Below are 17525 nucleotides of genomic sequence, written 5' to 3' on the forward strand. Positions count from 1 at the left end.
CGTGGCAGAGATGCTGCGAGTACTCAGCCCCCACACCGAGCAGGACTGGACGGTGCCGGCGGGCCCGCTCGAATGGACCTGCTGGCAAACAGCAGCGCACATCGGCCACGACCTGCCGGCCTACGCGGGGCAACTGGCCGCACAGCCCGCCGACGCCTATCTTCCCCTCGACTTGAGCGTCCGCCCCACCGCCTCCCCCGCTCAGGTACTCCAGGCCGTCATCGCTTGCGGCCGGCTGCTCAGCAACGCCCTGGCCGCAGTCAGTCCAACGCTGCGTGCCTGGCACTGGGGTCCGTGTGACCCCGAAGGGTTCGCGGCGATGGGCGTCGCCGAAATCCTGCTGCACACCCACGACATCACCCAGGGACTGTCCGTGGACCGGCTACCGTCGCATACGGCATTGCCGCTGTGTGAAGATCACGCCATGACCCAGATGCCCAAGGGCGGCAATCTGCCCGTGCCCGCAGAAGCCCTCCAGGTGGTCGTGACATGGGGGCACGGCCCCGGTGTGCCGGACGTTGACGTCTCCGCGCTGCTGCTGGACGGGACAGGCCGCGTCCGCTCCGACGCCGACTTCGTGTTCTGCAACCAGCCTGTGCACGCCTCCGGCGCAGTGCGCCATCTGGGCAAGACGCAGGACGTGGGCGGAGGGGCCGGCGACCGGCTGTGGCTCGACCTGGCGGCCGTGGAGGCGGACGTCGACCGTGTCGTGGTCGCGGCCTCCGCCGACGGGGGCACCTTCGGCCGAATACCCGAGCTGGGCGTCCGGGTGGAGCTGCCGAGCGGACAGCTGGTCGCCTTCTTCGCGATCGGCGACGCGACGACGGAGACGGCGTTCGTCTTCGGCGAGTTCTACCGCAGGAGCGGCGGCTGGAAATTCCGCGCGGTGGGGCAGGGCTACGACTCGGGACTTGCCGGGCTCGCCACGGACTTCGGGATCTCCGTGGACGACCAGCCGGCACAGCCGATGGGGCAGGCCCCGGTGTCGTACGCGGCACGCGCGTCCATGGCTGATGCCGTGCCGGTACCCATGCCCGTCGCCGACGTCGCGGCTGCCGTGGAGGCCGATCCGGCTGCGCAGCCGGCGGCCGAGCTGGCCATGACCTTCCGCCGTGCGTCCAGCAGGGCAGGGGCAAGCAGCGTGTCACCTGCCCGACGTCCCTGCCGTCGGGCCGCCGCGTGCTCGTCGAGATCGAGTGCCGCGACAGCATTTCGGTACATGTGGATACCTGCGACGCCTACGGGCGCAGCGACCGGGACCTGCTGTCCTCCTACGAGGACGAGGTCCATGGTCGTACGGTCGCCCCCGTCCCCGAGGACCGCCCGCTGTCGCTCCTCGTTCGCGCGGACACACCCTGGACCCTGCGGGTACTGCCGCTCGGTCACGCCCGCCGGCTGACGCACACCGTCGACGGCAGAGGGCCCGACCTGCTGGCGTACGACGGACCAGCGGGTGTGCTGTCCTTCGCACACAACGGCATGAGCAACTTCGCCGTCTGGCACCACATCCGGTCGACCGACCCCGACCGGCCGCAGGACGTCGAGGAACTGCTCGTCAATGAAGTCGGACGGGTCGATGTCCTCGCTCCCGTGCATGTCCCGGGGCTGCTGCGCATCGAGGCCGACGGCCCGTGGCGGATCGGAGTCGGTGGGTGAGGCGGCGGCTTGGACGGCGTCTGGTCTTCTGGCCATGAAGACGTCGCAGCGGTCGCCGCTCGACCGTACGCCCCTTTTCCGCTCTGGCATCCCCTGCCGCCCGCAGCAGCCGTAGCGCCCGGGCGGACGGGGTGTTCATGCCGGTCGTAGGGCGTGGTTCCGGCTGACGGCGTCCGAACGCCCATGCGTCACTGTCATTGGATGGTCCAGCCCACGCTGCCGACCCCGGTGCTGTAGAAGGCGCAGGAGCCGGTGGATTCGCTGTACTGGCCCGGGCTCAGCGTGACCCAGTTGCCCGAGACGTCCGGGGCCCAGCCGCAGACGATCTCGGCGCGGAACGTGACGGTGTGGTCGGTGTTGTTCGTGCAGCCCGCGATGCCGACGTCCGGGTCGTTGTTGTGCACCCAGCCGTCGCAGTCGACGGTCCCCTGAGCAGCGGCCTGCGCCGGAACCGCCACACCGGCGACGGTAAGGGCCACGGCCGAGACCGCGGTGGCCAGGCCGGCTGCAAGGATGCGCTTCCTGCTGTGCATGTGTACCCCCGTGAGATCGAGTTGCTGTCTTCTTGTCACCAGTGAAGAGCACCGGTGGCGAGGGGGGAACCTGAGACATCCGAGGGTGCACCGGCAACGACCGGCCCTCGACGGTGCTCCGGCAGAGCGTGCGGTGAGTAGGGCCTGGACGATGGGTGCGGGCGTGGACCCGGTGGCTTCATTCACCTCAAGTAGCAGCATGCACCTGGCTGTTGGCCGACGTCTGCGATCGTGAGGCGGCTCGCGGATGTTCACGGTGGGGCGCGGGTCCATCAGTCGGCGGCCGGGATGATGAGGGACGGGCTGTCACCCGAGCGATCACCTCGGCCGCCTGACCTCGATGAGCCAGACAGGCTGGAGACCTGGTCGGCTCCTTCCGCTACGACCGGTACCGGTAGCGGATCCGGCCGCGGGTGAGGTCGTAGGGGCTGAGTTCCACGAGCACCCGGTCGTACGGGAGGATCCTGATGTAGTTCTTCCGGATCTTCCCGCTGATGTGGGCGAGCACTGTGTGCCCGTTCTGGAGCTCCACCTTGAAGGTGGCGTTGCGCAGGCACTCGATGACGGTGCCTTCGACTTCTACGCCCCCTGCTGTCTTTGTCATGGTCTCTCACTTCTCCCGTGCTGTGACGGCGTATCGATTGGAAACGAATGTGGTGCGCGGTCGGGCGCGGTGCCATCTGCCGATGGCCGTGAACCGCCAACCCGTGGACGACGGCGGAGCGTCAGCGGCGGACGAGTTCCAGGGTGCCGGCCGCGCGCCGGGCACCGATGCTCTCGAACAGGGCGGTAGCCGCCGCGTTGGACTCGTTCACCTCGGCCCATGCCGACGCGGTCCCGGACCGGTGCAGCGCACCCAGCGCGTGGGCCAGCAGCGCCCGGGCGATACCCCGGCGGTGCCGGTCGGCCCGGACGGCGATCAGCCCGATCCGTGGCTGTCGGGTCAGCGGCGCCACTCGGACCAGTCCGACGTACTGGTCCATGTGCCGAGCCACCGCGTACTTCGACGGATCGAGTACGGTGGTCCCCGCCGGGCGGGGCAGCACCTCGGCCGGCATCGTCTGCCATCCGACGGTCGCCTCGACCTCGTCGCGGACGATGCGGTCCAGGGCGCGCAGCGGTTCCTCCTCCGCCTCACCGGCGGGCACGATCGTCACGCCTGACGGGGGCCGTACCGAGCCCAGCCCGGTGAGCTGCGGGTCGGTGGGCACGAGATAGCCCCACTCGCGGCGTGCGGCGGCGAAGCCGGCCCGCTCCCAGGCGGACCTCGAGTCGTGGTCGGCCTCGTCGACGACGGTGTACAGCGGTGTCGGCAGGTCCGTCAGCATCGCGTCGGCGATGCGGTCGAAGACCGCGCCGTGCCACGCGTCGATGCTGATGAAGATCCGTCCGTCGGGTCGGCGTGAAGAGTCGCCGCGGCCGACCGTCCGGTTGTCCTCCACGGCGTGCCACTGCATGTCCGCAACCCGCGTGACCACCACCGCGTGGTTGTTCCTGCCCGAAGTGGAATGCACAAAGTTCATAGGTCTTGCCTCTCAGGAGTGCCTTGTCCGAGGCGCTCCCGGCGACACCTACGTCAATCGCCCACCGTGACGAAAAGGGGGAGCACCCACCCGGATACAGCCTTCATGGGTCTCACCTCCTCGCGTTTCTCTCACGGCTGCCCAGACGGTACCAGCGGGGATCGGCCGGCCCAACTCATTTAATGCGGACTGGCGATCATCGATCGCGTCGATCACCTGACGATGCCTGGTCCGCCTGCGCCTGGACGCCGCCGGCCCGAGGACAGCCCCTGCGTCAGTGACCGACCAGACAGAACGGATGACCAGCGGGGTCGGCATATATCCGCCAACTCCGTTCGTCCGCACCGTCGTCCAGCACCCTGGCGCCCCGGGCCAACGCCTGTTCTTGAGCACGGTCCAGGTCGGCGACACCGAAATCCAGGTGGAACTGCTGTGGTCGGCTCGGGTCCGGCCACCGCGGCGGCTCGTACTCCGCTGTTCGCTGGAAGGCCAGAACGAGGCCGGAGGGCGTGTGCAACGTGGCCCAGTCCTCGCTGAGAGCCCACCGCCGATCCGGCTGGTTGACGGTACCCCCGAGGAGCGACTGGTAGAACTCGGCGAGTTCACCGGGGTCGGAGCAGTCCAGCACCACGCACTGCAGATCAGCGATCATGTGCGTAGATCCTAGGTGGCTGTCCGCGGACTCGACCACTCCCAACTGAGATTGCCGAGGCACGTCCTAGTCGACAGCGGGCTTGCGGCGCGGGGCCGGCCAGGCCGAGGGCGACGCCACACGCACCGTTCTGCGGTGCACGTCGTACTTGCGGGCCAGGGCCCGGATCGACAGTCCTTCGGTCCGCGAGTTCCGGCGGATTGCCGCGAAGAGATCGGCTTTGGACGTCGGCCGCATCGGCGCCCCCTCACAGCCGGAAGCGCATCGATCCTCACACCGTAAGAGGGACGGTGCGGCCAACACTCCCTCAGATCAACTTGCTGCCGACGCCGGTGGAGCCATTGCTGATCGAGTGTGAAATCCCCACCCCAGAAGCGGTCATGTGGCGCCCGGTTCGCTGCCTCGCAGATCGGAGGTGCCCCGTCGGGCTATCGATCGCCCACCGGGCCGAGGGCCTGGGGATTGAGTGCGCCCAGCATGCGTTGCAGATGGGCGCGCACCTCTTCCCGCTCCTCCGGCCGGAACGGTTCCAGAGCCTCCCGTTCGCACGGATCGACAGCTCGCTCACCGCTTAGTGCCAGCGCCTCGCCCGAGGGCGTGACGGAGATCTCGATGATCTTCCGATGTGTGGGGTGGGGATGGCGCTCCACGAGGTCGCGCTCCAGCAGGTGCTGTACAGCGGTGCCCATCGACTGGGCGGTCACACCGCAGCGGCGTGCGAGTTCTGCACCGGACAGCGCGCCGTCCAGGCTCAGCCGCACCAGGGCGCTGTACTGCGCCTGCGTCAGCCCCAAGGGGCGCAGTGCCTGCTCGAGGCGCTGCGCGTAGGCATGGGACAGCTGCCAGAGCAGATAGCCGATACGGCCGCTTGGATCGTACAACTCCACCGCTGCCTCCCATCTCCGTATCCCTATAGTATCAGGTACCTTATATAAGGCAACTGATACATCGGAGAGGCATAGCCATGCGCAATGCTGAGCCCACGAGCCAGGACTCCATCTCGGACACCGGCGTGAGCGGAGCTCGCCACCGCCACCGTCCGGGTCCGCAGACCGACGCTCCTCGCGTCCGTCCGGGTCTGACCGGCCCCAAGGCGGTGCTCCAGCCCGTGATCACCGTGCTGGCCATCGGCCTCGCCTTCGTCAGCGTCTTCCTCGCCGCCTTCCACACGCCTCAGGCACACAGGCTTCCGGTTGCCGTCGCCGCGTCCGATCAGAGCGCCGCGTTCTTCGACGTCCGTTTGCAGCGCATGGCCCCGGACGCCTTCCAGGTCGAGCGCTACGCCGACGACGCCTCAGCCCGGTGGGCGGTCGAGCATCGTCAGGCCTACGCCGCGCTGCTGGCCGACGGCAGCAAACCCGAAATCGTGTACGCAGGCGCGAACGGTCCCGCGGTGTCCGCGCTGGTGGCGTCACTCGGCGGGTCGTGCACCTCACACTGTCGGCAGCCGGGGGAGAAGCTGCCCGTGATCGACATCCTGCCGCTCTCGCCCGGGGACAGCCGGGGGCTGTCGATCTTCTACGCGTCGTTCGGGCTGGTGCTCGCGGGCTTTCTCTTCGGCCAGATGACGTACCAGGTGGCGCCGCGCCTCTCCTTCGGGGAGCGCATCAGCAGTCTGGCGCTGCTCGCCGTCGTCGGTGGGCTGGCCTCAGCGATCATCGCGCACACGGGTTTCGACGCCATACCCGGCTCCTTTCTCGGCCTCGCCGGAGTCGTGGCCCTGATGGCGGGAGCCATGGGAGCTGCCACCGTGCTGCTGATCCGGATCTTCGGCGCGATCGGAGTGCCGCTCGCGGCGATCTTGATGCTCGTGACGGGGAATGTGACCAGTGGCGGTGTGCTCCCGCCCAAGTTCCTGCCCGGCTGGCTTGAACCCCTGACCGCGGTGATGCCCATGGGGGTCGGGGTGCGCGCACTGGGCGGGCTCGCCTATTTCCATCACGACGGGCTGATCCGAGGCGTGGTGGTGCTTTCGTCGTGGATCTTCGTGTGCGTCGCGGCGCTCTTCCTCCTGGACCGGATCGCGGCCTCGGCAGCGATCGTCCACGCCGCCCAGCGCTGACCGGACGGGCGCGCCCAGCCTGAAGCTCCCCCGGCAGCCGCAGCGCCGCCTGTATACCGTCCCGTCCCGTGTCGACCGTTCCTACCCGGTGGGCGTCCGAATCGGTGGCGATCCGGGTGCCGGCCGCACCCTACCGGCCGCCAGGAGGAGGCGGCGATGACACGTCGGGTTGTGCGGTTCACACCGCGTGGTGGCTCACTTTGCCGAGCCATCGTGTCAGGGCATCGCGTACCTCGTCCGGGTCGGGGCCCTCGGCCGCCCAAGCGGTGTACATCCGCCGCTGGTGCCCCGTGTGCGTTCGCAGAACCACCAGCAGAAACGTCCTCCACGCCCACATATGCCGGTATCGGCCCTGCTCCCAGCTTTCGCTCGGTGGAGTGGAGCATCAGGCCACCGATTCCGGAGGCCGGTGGCATGGACGTGCTGGCGGCATGGGGTCGGTGTACGGTCGCCATAGGCCATAGATACGTGGATTCCGTGTCCGGCAGACAGGCCGGTGGTGGACACGTGCCCTAGGAGCGCCTATGTCCCAGCAGACGAACATCGCCGCCCAGACCGCTTTCGCCGAGGCCGTGTGCGACGGCCGTCTCGACGCCCTCGAGCAGATCGTGGCGCCTGGTTCGATCGACCACGACCCCGGCCCCGGACAGGCGCCGGGACCTGAAGGGTACAAGGCCCTGTTCGGCGAGTTGCGAGCAGCCTTTCCCGACCTGCACGTGGCGGTGGATCACCTCATGGCGACCGATGACGAGTTGGCCTTCGCCTACACCATCACGGGGACACACCGAGGACAGCTCATGGGACATCCACCGACCGGCAAGACCGTGAGCTACCGGGGCATGCAAATCAGCCGCTTCGACAGCGACGGCAAGCTCATCGAACGATGGGGCAGCAGCGACCAACTCGGCATGCTCCGCCAACTGGGCCTCGCTGAGATGTGACCTGGCGGGCGTGCCGAGCACACACTGACGTGTGCCTCACGTCGGCCGGTTTTCCGCCCGACTCCGAGGCGCCACATCCTGGTACTCCGAACCGTGGACCAGCGAACCAATGCGGGGGACCGTGGACCAGCGAACAAAAGCCGGCCGGCGCGCATCTCACGCGTCGTAAAGCCCTCTCATGCTCTTACGGCCCTCAGCGCGACGGGTACCGTCGCGACTTCCCGAAGGAGGCCTGGCGATGAATCTTCCGTCGTACCGTGACCGTAGAAGCGCGACAGCACCGACGTGGGTTTCCGGCCGGGCCAGGAACGCACGAAGACTGAGCACGGCCGCCGCCGTCGCGGCGATGCTCCTGGCGGGCTGTGGCTCGGGCGCCCCCAAGGTGACCTCGCACTCCAGTGGCCCCGGCCTGTCGCCCGCCCCGCCCACCGCGCCCTCCCGCTCCCGTTCGTCCTTCGTTCCGGACCTCACCACCGCCGCCACCGCGTGCACCAACAGCACGAAACTGGCGGGGTGGTCGAACCGCCGGCTGGCCATGCTGACCATCGCGGTCCCGGTGTCGGAAGCCTCGGTGTCCGACGTCACGTCCGAGGTGAGCGCCGGTGCCGGCGGTGTGCTGCTGTTCGGCAGCAAGGCGCCGTCCGACCTCGGCTCACGGCTGACCGCCCTGAAGTCCCATGTACCGGGTCACCTGGGTCTGTTGGTGATGACCGACGAGGAGGGCGGTGACATCCAGCGCATGGCGAACCTCGTCGGGTCCCTGCCCTGGGCCGCGTACATGGGCGCGCACTGGACCCCGGCCCAGATCCAGCAGAACGTCACGAAGGTCGCCACCAAGATGGCGGCCGCCCAGGTGAACATGAACCTCGCGCCGGTGGTCGACGTCGACGGCAGGAACGTGGCCCCCAGCAAGACCAACCCCGACGGATGGCGCTCCTTCAGCGGCAACACCTCGGTGGTCTCCAAGGCCGGTGTCGCGTACATGAACGGGATGCGCGCCGGAAACGTGATACCTGTCGTCAAGCACTTCCCTGGCCTCGGCGGCTCCAGCTACAACTCCGACTTCGGACCCGCCCACACCCTGCCCTGGTCCACCCTGCAGAAGGTGGGCCTCCCGCCGTTCACCGCGGCCATCAAAGCCGGTGCCCCGGCCATCATGGTCGCCAACAACACCGTGCCGGGCCTGGGCACCAATCCGGCGAGCCTGTCACCCACTGTCATCAGTTCCGAACTGCGGGGCAAACTGGGCTTCAAGGGGCTGGTGCTCACCGACTCGCTCAGCGCCAAGGCGATCTCGGCAGCCGGCTTCAGCGTCCCCGCCGCCGCCGTTCAAGCCCTGCGCTCCGGCGCCGACATGGTCATGTTCGACCTGAAGGGCAACGTCAGCTCGCAAACCTCCTCGATCGCCACGGCGATCACGGACGCGGTGGCCGGCGGACACCTCGCCCGCAGCCGCCTCATCGACGCGGCGGGGCACGTTCTGGCCGTCCGGCACGTGAATCTCTGCCCCTGAGGGCCAGCGCGCGAGTGGCGCTTCTGCGATCTTCTCCCCGCCGGTCGACGTGGTCGATCATTCGCGAACCGGCACGTCAGTGGTCGGGACGACGGCCGTGACCTCCGCGATGTGACGGTGCCGTCGGACCAGGCGTTGGGACATGAGGGTGATGAAGGCCCGCTGGATATGCGCTTCGGTGTGGGACATCAGACGTTCGTAGCCCCTCGCGCCTGCGCCGGGTCCGCAGCGTCCACGAATTCGACCGTTCCACTACCCACCTCTTGGGCAGCGCGACGAAGCGTCGGCGCCTTTGGGGCGGGGAAGGTCACGGGCGGGGGTCCTTCGCAGCGGCGACCTTGCGCAGGCGCGCGGAGCCCGGTGTGGAAATGGGCGCGGGGGGTGCGTTCGGTGGCGGACATCAGCTGGGCGATGGTCACGCCAGCGGGGCGGGCCCCTGGACGGCGCTGAGGATGGCTTCGGCGTCGACGTGGGCGGGGTCGCCCCGCCCCATCGCCTACCCACCCGATCCTTTCAGCGGCCTCGTGAGCTACTCGTCGAGGTCGGCTTCGCCGCGGTGACGGCGTTCTCAATCCAGTCGGCGGCGGCGCGTACCCCTCGCCAGGCCCCGCCGATCGTCTCGCGCTCGGCCTCGTCGTAGTGCTCGCCACGCAGGTTCGGCACGATCCGGCCGGCCCGCCATGGCGACGAACTGCCCGCAGGCCGCGACCTGGTCCATGAACTGGGCGCTGTGTCGACTGGGGTTCGTTTCCGGCGCGCCGGGCGGTGTCGGCAGCCGCCTTCAAGGTGACCGCGGGGCGGCGCAGGAGGACGGTGGTCACCACAGCAGTACATGGCCGAGGCTGGACGTACGACTCCGACCGTTCAGGATTCCCCGCGATCATCCAGTTTCCGCCTGAACCAGCACGCTCGTCAGCTCAACTGGACGGCGCGGCCGAGGACCACACGCCGAACCACTGCTCGGCGCCGTAGGCCTCAAACCGCTCTACCTCGATGAAACCCAGCTTTGCCGCGAGGCGCATCGAGCGGACGTTGGCGGTCTGGGTGGCGAGCACCACTGGTTCGCCGGGGAGCGCGTCGGCGAACCAGCCGAGTGCCGCTGCGTAAGCCTCGGAGGCGTACCCGTATCCCCACGCCTGCGGCAGGAACAGGTAGCCGAGCTCGGCCTTTCCGGCAGCCTGACGAAGGTGCCCCGTTTCTCTGGTGAGCGTGATCTGACCGATCATTACTCCGTCGAGATCGACTATGAAAAGGCCAGGGCGCCGTCCGGGCACGTCAGGCATCGCGCGCTCGATCTCGTCACGCGGTCGAGGGCCACCGAGGTAGGTGTGCACCTCCGGTGAGGCGAGCAGCTCGATGAACGCCGCACGGTCTCGGGCCTCGGACTCGCGGAGCACGAGCCGCTCGGACCTTATCGGGGCAGGTGGCCAGGCGACGGGTCCGAGTTCAGTCATGGCGCGCAACCTATCGCACGCCCGTGAGAGTGATCCGAAAGAGAAGACCCTGAGCTCCCAGGGAGCGAGCAGGAGGGGGCGGGGAGACGTGGGGCGCAGACTTGAGTCTCCTGCAGGGGGAGACAGGAAGGTGAACTCATGGACGGCGGCACCCTCTACTCGATCGGTGAACTGGCACAGCGCACCGGTCTGTCAGTCAAGACGATCAGGTTCTACTCCGATCGGGGCATTGTGGCGCCTGCCGACCGCACCCACGCCGGTTACCGGCGCTACGCCCCGGCGGCTGTCGCTCGGTTGGCTCTGGTGCGGACATTGCGAGAGCTGGGACTCGGCCTCGACGTGATCCAGCGGGTCGTGGACCAGGAACTCACACTCGGCGAAGTCGCCGCGGAGCACGCCGCCGCACTGGACGTGCAGATCAGCATCCTGCGCCTGCGACGGGCGGTGCTGACGGCCGCCGCCAGACGCGAGCCCACCCCTGAGGAGATGGAACTCATGCACCAACTGGCCACGCTGTCCGCAGCCGAACGCCGACGCTTGGTCGACGACTTCCTCGACAGTGTCTTCGAAGGCCTCCACAGTGGCTCCCACGCCGCAGCTCGGCGCTCCATGACACCCGAGCTCCCCGACGACCCCACAGACGAGCAGGTCAGGGCATGGGTGGAGCTGGCCGAATTGTCCCTGGACCCGGATTTCCGCGCCACTGTGCGGCGCCTGGCCGAAGACCATGCGGCTGCCCTTCCCGACAGTGCGCCCACGCCACCGCGCCCGGACGTCATCGCCGTCGCCCGTGATCTCGTGGGACCAGCCGTGGCGTGCGGCATCAGCCCGGATTCGCCCCAGGCCGATCCTTTCGTCGCGGCGCTCACCGCCCACTGCGTACGCGCCGACGGCCGACGCGGTGATGCCGAGCTGCACGAGTGGCTGCTGCACCGCCTGGAAGCCGCGAGCGATCCGCGCAGGGACCAGTACGTCCAACTGCTCGCGCTGATCAACGACTGGCCGGCACCGGAACGTCTCGCCCCGGTGATCGAATGGTGCGTCACAGCTCTACGGATGCGGGCAGCCCGATGACGCAAGCCGCGCAGGCTGATCACCGCCACCGCCGTCCTGCGGCTGGTCGCGGACGGCCGCGTACGGCTCGACGCGCCCGCCAACGCGTACCTGCGCACCGTAAGGCTCGCCGACGACGCCATCACCGTACGGGAAGCTGCTGTCCCATACCGACGGCGTCGACAGCCCCCCGCCCGCGTCGGTGTTCGCCGATCGCGTCCCCGACCCGGTCCCGGTCGCCGGGCCGCTCGCGGCGTGCACCGGGCAACGCGGCACTTTCGCGTAAGGCCACGGCGGGTACGGGATGCTCGGCCGGCTCATCGCCGACGTCACCGCGTCGCCCTACCCGCAGGCCGTGGCCCGCATGGTCCTCGACCCGCTCGGCATGACCGGGTCCTCGTTCCCCACGATGCCGCCTGCAACCGGGGCGGCAACCGGCTACCGCCTGTCCACCGAGGGCTCCTTCGAGCCCGTGCCGGCCCAGGTCTGCACGCTGCCGGCGGCGGGCGGTCTGTGGACCACCGCGCCCGACCTCGTCCGCTTCGGTCTGGGCTGGTCCTCGCTGCTGCCCGACGCGCTCGCCCGCGAGGCGCTTTCGCCACAGGCCGAGCGGGACGACGGCGGTGGCCGAGCGGGACTCGGCTGGATGCTCGTACCGCCCAAGGACGTCGCCGGACACCCCGGCGCCGGCCCCGGCTTCAGCGCGTCCCTGATCATCAGGTCCAGCACCGGCGGGCCATGGGTCGTCCTCACCAATCGGCAGGTCCTGCTCGAACCCGTCAACGAACGCCTGGCCCTCCCGATCGTCTGAGCGGCGGCGCGGAGGGCGAGCACACCGCTCGTCCTCCGCGCCGCCCCATGACACGCATCAGCACTGCAGGCCCGTCCGACCCTTCTCCGGCACCGCGTAGCCAGGCACGGACGGCCACCGAACGGTCAGGACCACCGACTCCTCCTCCGCGAACCACGAGTGGTCGACCCCGCGCCCCCATACGACGTAATCGCCCTGCTGCTCCAGAAGAACACTGCGGCCGGGAAGTTCGACGCGGAATCGGCCGCTGATCAGAACCAGGAGAGCCGTGCGTTCCTCGCCTCTCACCCACTGCAGCCGTTCATCGCCACGGGGGTGGACACCCCATTTGATCTCCACGGCGTCGCTGTGGCGTGGATCGCCTGCGTCCTTGAAGTGCCCGAGGAGCCAACCCCGGTCCATTGCCGCATCCTTGCCCGCATTGCCTACGTACACGCTGTCGTTCACGTGGCCGGACGCTAGCAGCCGAGTGCGCGACACCGATCAGCCCTCTCGCCGGCGCCCGGTGCGCGGCAAGGAAGAGGAAGCGGTCACGGGCCGGCCTCTCAGTGGGGTCGCCACATGGCCGGCCATCCCCGACCATTGCAAGATCATGCCGTGGCGTTTCCGGCTCGTCGATGCCTCGGACTGCGCTCTGGGTGACGACCGCCACGGGTGCGGAGATCGGGCGGCAGACGACTCTCCTCGTGAGTGGTGGGTTGCGTGCTGCTGCCGGGTGTCCGTGGTCTCAGGAGCCTCTGTGCGAGGCACGAGGCGCTCGGCGTGTCACAGATTCGGGCCGTGCTCTGTCTTTACTGTGAAGCAAGTTGTACGGGTCCGGGATCGCCGACGCGCGAGAGCGTCCCTCCCGGGGTGAGCCTATGGAGGTGCAGCACAGTGCATGAGATGCACGGGATGGAATCAGTGAGCGGGGTCGGACCCACGATGCTGGCGGACGTCAAGCCGCCGTTCATTCCCGAAGGTGCCTCGGGGATGACCGTTCTCGTCGAGTGGCCCCCCGGTGACCCCGGGACTCCTCCGCATCGCCACTCAGGGCCGTGTTTCGGCTATGTGATCGAGGGGGAGGTCCGGTGGGAGCTCGAGGGTGAGCCGGAGCGGGTGATCAAGGCGGGTGAGACGTTCTGGGAGCCCGGCGGTGAGGTGATCCACTACCAGAACGGCAACGCCCTGCCGGACGCGCCGGCCAAGTACATCGTGTTCATGATGTGCGCGCCGGGCCAGCCGATGCTCACGCTGGTCGGCAAGGAAGAACTGGAGAAGCGGGCCCACCTGCGCGCCCCGCGTCCCACCGGCTGACCTGCCGCCTGCTCGCACGGGCCGGTGCCGAGCGGAGCGGCTCGGATGACGCAGCTGCGTCGACCATCTCCCGCACATCGTCATCTCACAAGCATCTGCGGAGAGCACCCAGGTGTGGGCTTGCCGGTCGTCCCTGCTGGGGTATCCGGTGCTGGCAGACCGAGGTTGCTCGCCAGGCATCACTGCATGGTGAGTCCGCACATCCTCACAGCAGATGACTGTGCAGGCGCCGCATGCCGTTCAAATCCCGGCTTGCCGACTGGTACAGGGGTGACCTGGTGCTGTGGCGTGCTCGTCTGGCCATCCCCGGTTCCTGCGACGTCTGCGCGCTGCGGGTCGATCCGCCTGCCGGCGTGGTCAGGGACGTCCCCGGCGGCGGCGAGACGAGCGACCAGGTGGCCATGGGGCAGCTCCCAGGCACGATCGTCGGTGTCGGAGACGGGCTGGTTGAGGCGGTCGTGGCGCCCCTTGCAGCGCTGGACGGGATGCCCCGGGCATGCGGGCCGAGCGCTGAACTGGTTGGGGTACCCGTTGGCACGTCTCCGGCAGGGTCGGCCGAATGGGCCGCGGATGCGCGATGTGTAGACCTTGGCTTGGCGGTGTCTCGGTTGCCCTGAATGAGGGTCGGCCCCACCGGCGCCTGTGCTGCCACCTTCGCGCGGCCGGGATGGTGGCGTCCGTGGTCGGGTTCCCCAGGGAGTTCGTGCTGGGACTCGACCGGGTGGGTGTGTTCGGGCGTGCCGTGCTCCGGCCTGGCGCGGGTGTGCGCCCGCGTCCTTTTAGTCTGGCGGCATGCTGGGGTTTCCTGCGCATGGCCATGTTTGCCTGTTCGGCCTCGACGGGGCTGTCACCCGGACCGCCAAGGTCCGCGAGGCCACGTGGGAAGAGATGTGCGAGGCCTGCCTCCATGAACGCGCGACACGTGAGGGGACCGCGTTCGTGCCCTTCGACGCGATCGGCGACTACGACGGGTATGTGGGCGGCCGGCCCCGTGAGGACGGCGTGCACGGATGGGGCAACGGCAGGAACGGGCCGGCCCTGCGGCGGATCCGGGACAAGGGGGCGGAACCGTACGAGGGCTCGGTCCGTTTCGTCCACGCGGTGCGACAGGCCCGTCTGCGCTGCGCGGTGGTGGCCTCCAGCGCGGACGGCAGGGACGTGGCGCGTGGCCGCCGGCTGCGCGGCAGGCCCGCCCCGGGGGCGTGTCCTCAGGCGGCCCGGGGGCTGGGAACGGATCCGACCTGGGTCGCGGTGTTCGAGGATGCCGTGGCCGGTGACCTGGCCGAACTCCTGGAGGACCGGTGATTACCCATCCCAGCTTCGCGGTCGAGCCGTGGTGCCTGCGTGAGACGGAGCTGAATCTGGACGTGCTCGCCCAGAGCGAATCGGTGTTCGCTCTGTCCAACGGGCACATCGGGTGGCGCGGAAACCTCGACGAGGGAGAGCCGCACGGGCTGCCCGGCGCGTATCTCAACGGCGTCTACGAGCAACATCCACTGCCCTATGCGGAAGCGGGTTACGGGTATCCCGAGTCCGGCCAGACGATGATCAACGTCACCGACGGCAAGGTCATCCGCCTGCTGGTCGACGACCATCCGTTCGACCTGCGTTACGGCCGGCTGGTCGCGCACGAGCGGGTCCTGGACTTCCGCTCCGGTGTCCTCAGCCGCACCGCACGGTGGACGTCGCCGGGCGGCCGTACGGTACGGATCACGTCACGGCGGCTGGTGTCCTTCACCCAGCGGGCGGTGGCCGCGGTGGTGTACGAGATCGAGCCGGTCGACGGGCCGGTCACGGTGGCGCTGCAGTCCGAGCTCGTCGCCAACGAGCAGCTGCCCCGCATCCATGGGGATCCACGGGTTGCCGAGGCGATCGGGTCGCCGTTGGTGCCCGAGGAGCGCTACGCCGAGGACACCCGGCTGCGGCTGGTGCACCGCACCGAGCGCAGTGCCCTGCGGGTGGCCGCAGCGGCCGACCATCTCATCGACGGGCCCGCAGGCAGTCGTTGGACGGTGCAGTGCGAGACCGACGTCAGCCGTCTGACGGTGACCGCGGATCTGGTGCCCGGGCAGCCGCTGAAACTGGTGAAGTTCGTGGCGTACGGCTGGTCGGGGGAGCGTTCGTTGCCCGCCGTGCGCGATCAGGTGGACGCGGCTGTGGCGGCCGCCGTCGGTACCGGCTTCGACGGACTGCTTGCCGCGCAAGTGTCGTACCTGGACCGTTTCTGGGCCTGTGCGGACGTCGAGGTGGAGGGCGACGCACAGATCCAACAGGCGGTGCGTTTCGCTCTCTTCCACGTGCTCCAGGCGGCCGCCCGCGGTGAGAACCGGGCGATTCCCGCCAAAGGCCTGACCGGAACCGGATACGACGGGCACAGCTTCTGGGACACCGAGTCCTTTGTGCTGCCCGTTCTGACGTTCACCGCGCCCGAGGCCGTCGCCTCGGCCCTGAGATGGCGGCACAGGACGCTCCCGGCGGCGCGGCAGCGTGCACGTCAACTGGGCCTGTCCGGGGCGGTGTTCCCCTGGCGAACCATCGACGGTCCCGAATGCTCGGCCTACTGGCCGGCCGGGACGGCCGCCTTCCACGTCAACGCCGACATCGCCATGGCCGCCGTACGGTATGTCATGGCGAGCGGCGACGAGGACTTCGAACGAGGCGAGGGCCTGGACCTGCTCGTGGACACCGCCAGGCTGTGGCGCTCGCTCGGCCACCACGACGCGGACGGCGTCTTCCACATCGACGGGGTCACCGGACCCGACGAGTACAGTGCCATCGCCCGCGACAACCTGTACACCAACCTGATGGCCCGGCAGAACCTCATCGCCGCCGCGGACGTGGCGGCGCGCCATCCGGTGCGAGCCGCCGAACTGGGCGTGGACGACGAGGAGAGTGCGGTGTGGCGGGACGCCGCGGCGCGCATGGCGGTGCCGTACAACGCGTCTTTGGGTGTGCACGAACAGTCGGCCGGTTTCACCACCTTCCAGCGGTGGGACTTCGAGGCGACGCCGCCGGAGAACTACCCGCTGCTGCTGCACTACCCCTACTTCGACCTGTACCGCAAGCAGGTGGTCAAGCAGGCCGATGTGGTGCTGGCGATGATGGAATGCCCGGACGTCTTCACCGATGAGGACAAGGCGCGCAACTTTGCCTACTACGACGCGCTGACCGTCCGGGACTCGTCCCTGTCGGCGTGCTGCCAGGCGGTGCTCGCCGCCGAGACCGGGCACCTGCGCCTGGCCTACGCCTACCTCGCCGAGGCCGCGCTGATGGACCTGGACGATCTGGAGCACAACACCCGTGACGGGCTGCACATCGCTTCCCTGGCCGGGACGTGGATCGCTCTGGTCGCGGGCTTCGGCGGCCTGCGCCGCTATGCCGGCGGCGACGGGGAACCGGGCCTGCTGGCGTTTGCGCCGCGCCTGCCGGAAGCGCTGTCCAGGGTGGCGTTCACGGTGCTGGTGCGCGGGCGCAGGCTGAAGGTGGACATCGATGCATCCCGTGCGCGTTACCGGCTCGTGGCCGGCGAACCGCTGGTCGTCCTGCATCACGGGGAGCCTGTGACGGTGACGTCCCGGGCGCCGGTGGAGCGCCCGATGCCGCCCTCGCCGGTACTGGCCGAGCCGCAGCAGCCGGCGGGCCGCCGTCCGGTGGGCCTGGTCGGGGAGGAGGGGGACGGGGCGGCGGCGCCTGAGTAGCGCCGCACAGCAGTCGCCCAGGGAAGGGACGGCGCCCGGCGCAGCCGGCCCGCCCCGCGCCGGCTGCCACCGTTGCCGGCTGCCGCTGTTGGAGGAGGCGGCGGGTGGCCGGGTTGTCGTCAGACGGAGGGGGCAGCCGTCTGTCCGAGGCACGGAGTGCGGTGGATGCGGCCGGGGGTGCGTCCGGCCATGACGCCGCCGTCGATGTCGCGGACGGCGCCGGTGCCCCGGTCTGAACCGGTCGGTCCGGTGCGACAGGAGAGGGGGAAGGCGACGTCTGGCGGCGAGGACGTCGGACGTGCCCGGGGCGGGCGGGGGCGGCAGGTGGTGACC

17 protein-coding genes and 2 pseudogenes are annotated in these 17525 nt (G+C 69.3%); 10 read left to right on the forward strand and 9 right to left on the reverse strand.

Annotation, left to right across the window (positions count from 1 at the left end; genetic code table 11):
- Positions 1-10: 10 nt before the first annotated feature.
- Positions 11-298 (forward strand): annotated as a pseudogene (locus SRB17_RS12800) (maleylpyruvate isomerase N-terminal domain-containing protein); the annotation flags it as partial.
- A 126-nt stretch (positions 299-424) separates the two neighbouring features.
- A pseudogene (locus SRB17_RS48465) lies at positions 425-1656 on the forward strand (TerD family protein).
- A gap of 194 nt (positions 1657-1850) precedes the next feature.
- On the opposite strand, the gene SRB17_RS12815 reads toward SRB17_RS48465, so the two are convergent.
- The 5 genes from SRB17_RS12815 to SRB17_RS12835 form a co-directional block, all read right to left on the reverse strand.
- Positions 1851-2189 carry a hypothetical protein gene (locus SRB17_RS12815; protein ID WP_153537737.1) on the reverse strand — a complete coding sequence of 113 codons (339 nt, stop codon included), beginning with the start codon at positions 2187-2189 and terminating at the stop codon, positions 1851-1853.
- Between the two features lie 379 nt (positions 2190-2568).
- Entirely contained in the window at positions 2569-2793 is a 225-nt protein-coding gene (infA, locus tag SRB17_RS12820) for a translation initiation factor IF-1 (RefSeq protein ID WP_153537740.1), read from the reverse strand.
- A gap of 121 nt (positions 2794-2914) precedes the next feature.
- Entirely contained in the window at positions 2915-3712 is a 798-nt protein-coding gene (locus SRB17_RS12825) for a GNAT family N-acetyltransferase (protein ID WP_153537742.1), read from the reverse strand.
- Positions 3713-3986: 274 nt separating this feature from the next.
- Positions 3987-4364, reverse strand: coding sequence for a VOC family protein (locus SRB17_RS12830; protein ID WP_153537744.1), 378 nt, complete (start codon positions 4362-4364; stop codon positions 3987-3989).
- Positions 4365-4792: 428 nt separating this feature from the next.
- On the reverse strand, positions 4793-5251 hold the full coding sequence (locus SRB17_RS12835) for a MarR family winged helix-turn-helix transcriptional regulator (protein ID WP_153537746.1): 459 nt from the start codon (positions 5249-5251) through the stop codon (positions 4793-4795).
- Positions 5252-5472: 221 nt separating this feature from the next.
- Between SRB17_RS12835 and SRB17_RS12840 the strand changes: the two genes are divergently transcribed.
- The 3 genes from SRB17_RS12840 (at position 5473) to SRB17_RS12850 (ending at position 8880) form a co-directional block, all read left to right on the forward strand.
- Entirely contained in the window at positions 5473-6426 is a 954-nt protein-coding gene (locus SRB17_RS12840; protein ID WP_153537749.1) for an ABC transporter permease, read from the forward strand.
- 524 nt (positions 6427-6950) lie between these two features.
- Positions 6951-7367 carry an ester cyclase gene (locus tag SRB17_RS12845; protein ID WP_153537751.1) on the forward strand — a complete coding sequence of 139 codons (417 nt, stop codon included), beginning with the start codon at positions 6951-6953 and terminating at the stop codon, positions 7365-7367.
- Positions 7368-7605: 238 nt separating this feature from the next.
- Positions 7606-8880 (forward strand): glycoside hydrolase family 3 N-terminal domain-containing protein, encoded by a 1275-nt coding sequence (locus SRB17_RS12850; RefSeq protein WP_153537753.1) that lies wholly within the window; start codon positions 7606-7608, stop codon positions 8878-8880.
- Positions 8881-8937: 57 nt separating this feature from the next.
- Here the strand turns inward: SRB17_RS12850 and SRB17_RS47575 are convergent, their stop codons facing one another.
- The 3 genes from SRB17_RS47575 to SRB17_RS12860 all read right to left on the reverse strand — a co-directional run bounded on the left by SRB17_RS47575 (position 8938) and on the right by SRB17_RS12860 (position 10334).
- Positions 8938-9069, reverse strand: a complete 132-nt coding sequence (locus SRB17_RS47575) for a hypothetical protein (protein ID WP_267133423.1) — start codon at positions 9067-9069, stop codon at positions 8938-8940.
- 324 nt (positions 9070-9393) lie between these two features.
- Entirely contained in the window at positions 9394-9543 is a 150-nt protein-coding gene (locus SRB17_RS48025) for a DUF6192 family protein (protein WP_153537755.1), read from the reverse strand.
- A gap of 254 nt (positions 9544-9797) precedes the next feature.
- Positions 9798-10334: a GNAT family N-acetyltransferase gene (locus SRB17_RS12860; protein ID WP_153537757.1), complete on the reverse strand. Its 537-nt coding sequence runs from the start codon at positions 10332-10334 to the stop codon at positions 9798-9800.
- Positions 10335-10472: 138 nt separating this feature from the next.
- Between SRB17_RS12860 and SRB17_RS12865 the strand changes: the two genes are divergently transcribed.
- Together SRB17_RS12865 and SRB17_RS12875 are read left to right on the forward strand one after the other, a co-directional pair.
- The gene (locus SRB17_RS12865) at positions 10473-11408 is read left to right on the forward strand and encodes a MerR family transcriptional regulator (protein WP_153537760.1); all 936 of its coding nucleotides are present in this window, start codon (positions 10473-10475) and stop codon (positions 11406-11408) included.
- A 283-nt stretch (positions 11409-11691) separates the two neighbouring features.
- Entirely contained in the window at positions 11692-12198 is a 507-nt protein-coding gene (locus tag SRB17_RS12875) for a serine hydrolase domain-containing protein (RefSeq protein WP_153537763.1), read from the forward strand.
- A gap of 57 nt (positions 12199-12255) precedes the next feature.
- Here SRB17_RS12875 and SRB17_RS12880 read toward each other — a convergent pair whose 3' ends face one another.
- Entirely contained in the window at positions 12256-12645 is a 390-nt protein-coding gene (locus SRB17_RS12880; protein ID WP_323375365.1) for a signal peptidase I, read from the reverse strand.
- 438 nt (positions 12646-13083) lie between these two features.
- Here SRB17_RS12880 and SRB17_RS12885 point away from each other — a divergent pair, with 438 nt between their 5' ends.
- From SRB17_RS12885 to SRB17_RS12895, 3 genes are all read left to right on the forward strand, one after another.
- On the forward strand, positions 13084-13494 hold the full coding sequence (locus SRB17_RS12885) for a cupin domain-containing protein (protein WP_153537765.1): 411 nt from the start codon (positions 13084-13086) through the stop codon (positions 13492-13494).
- A gap of 792 nt (positions 13495-14286) precedes the next feature.
- Positions 14287-14799 (forward strand): hypothetical protein, encoded by a 513-nt coding sequence (locus SRB17_RS12890; RefSeq protein WP_153537767.1) that lies wholly within the window; start codon positions 14287-14289, stop codon positions 14797-14799.
- Positions 14796-17192 (forward strand): glycoside hydrolase family 65 protein, encoded by a 2397-nt coding sequence (locus SRB17_RS12895; protein ID WP_323375367.1) that lies wholly within the window; start codon positions 14796-14798, stop codon positions 17190-17192. The genes SRB17_RS12890 and SRB17_RS12895 overlap by 4 nt, the downstream gene beginning before the upstream one ends.
- Positions 17193-17525: the final 333 nt, after the last annotated feature.

Source organism: Streptomyces sp. RB17, assembly GCF_009604455.1.
Classification (GTDB): domain Bacteria; phylum Actinomycetota; class Actinomycetes; order Streptomycetales; family Streptomycetaceae; genus Streptomyces.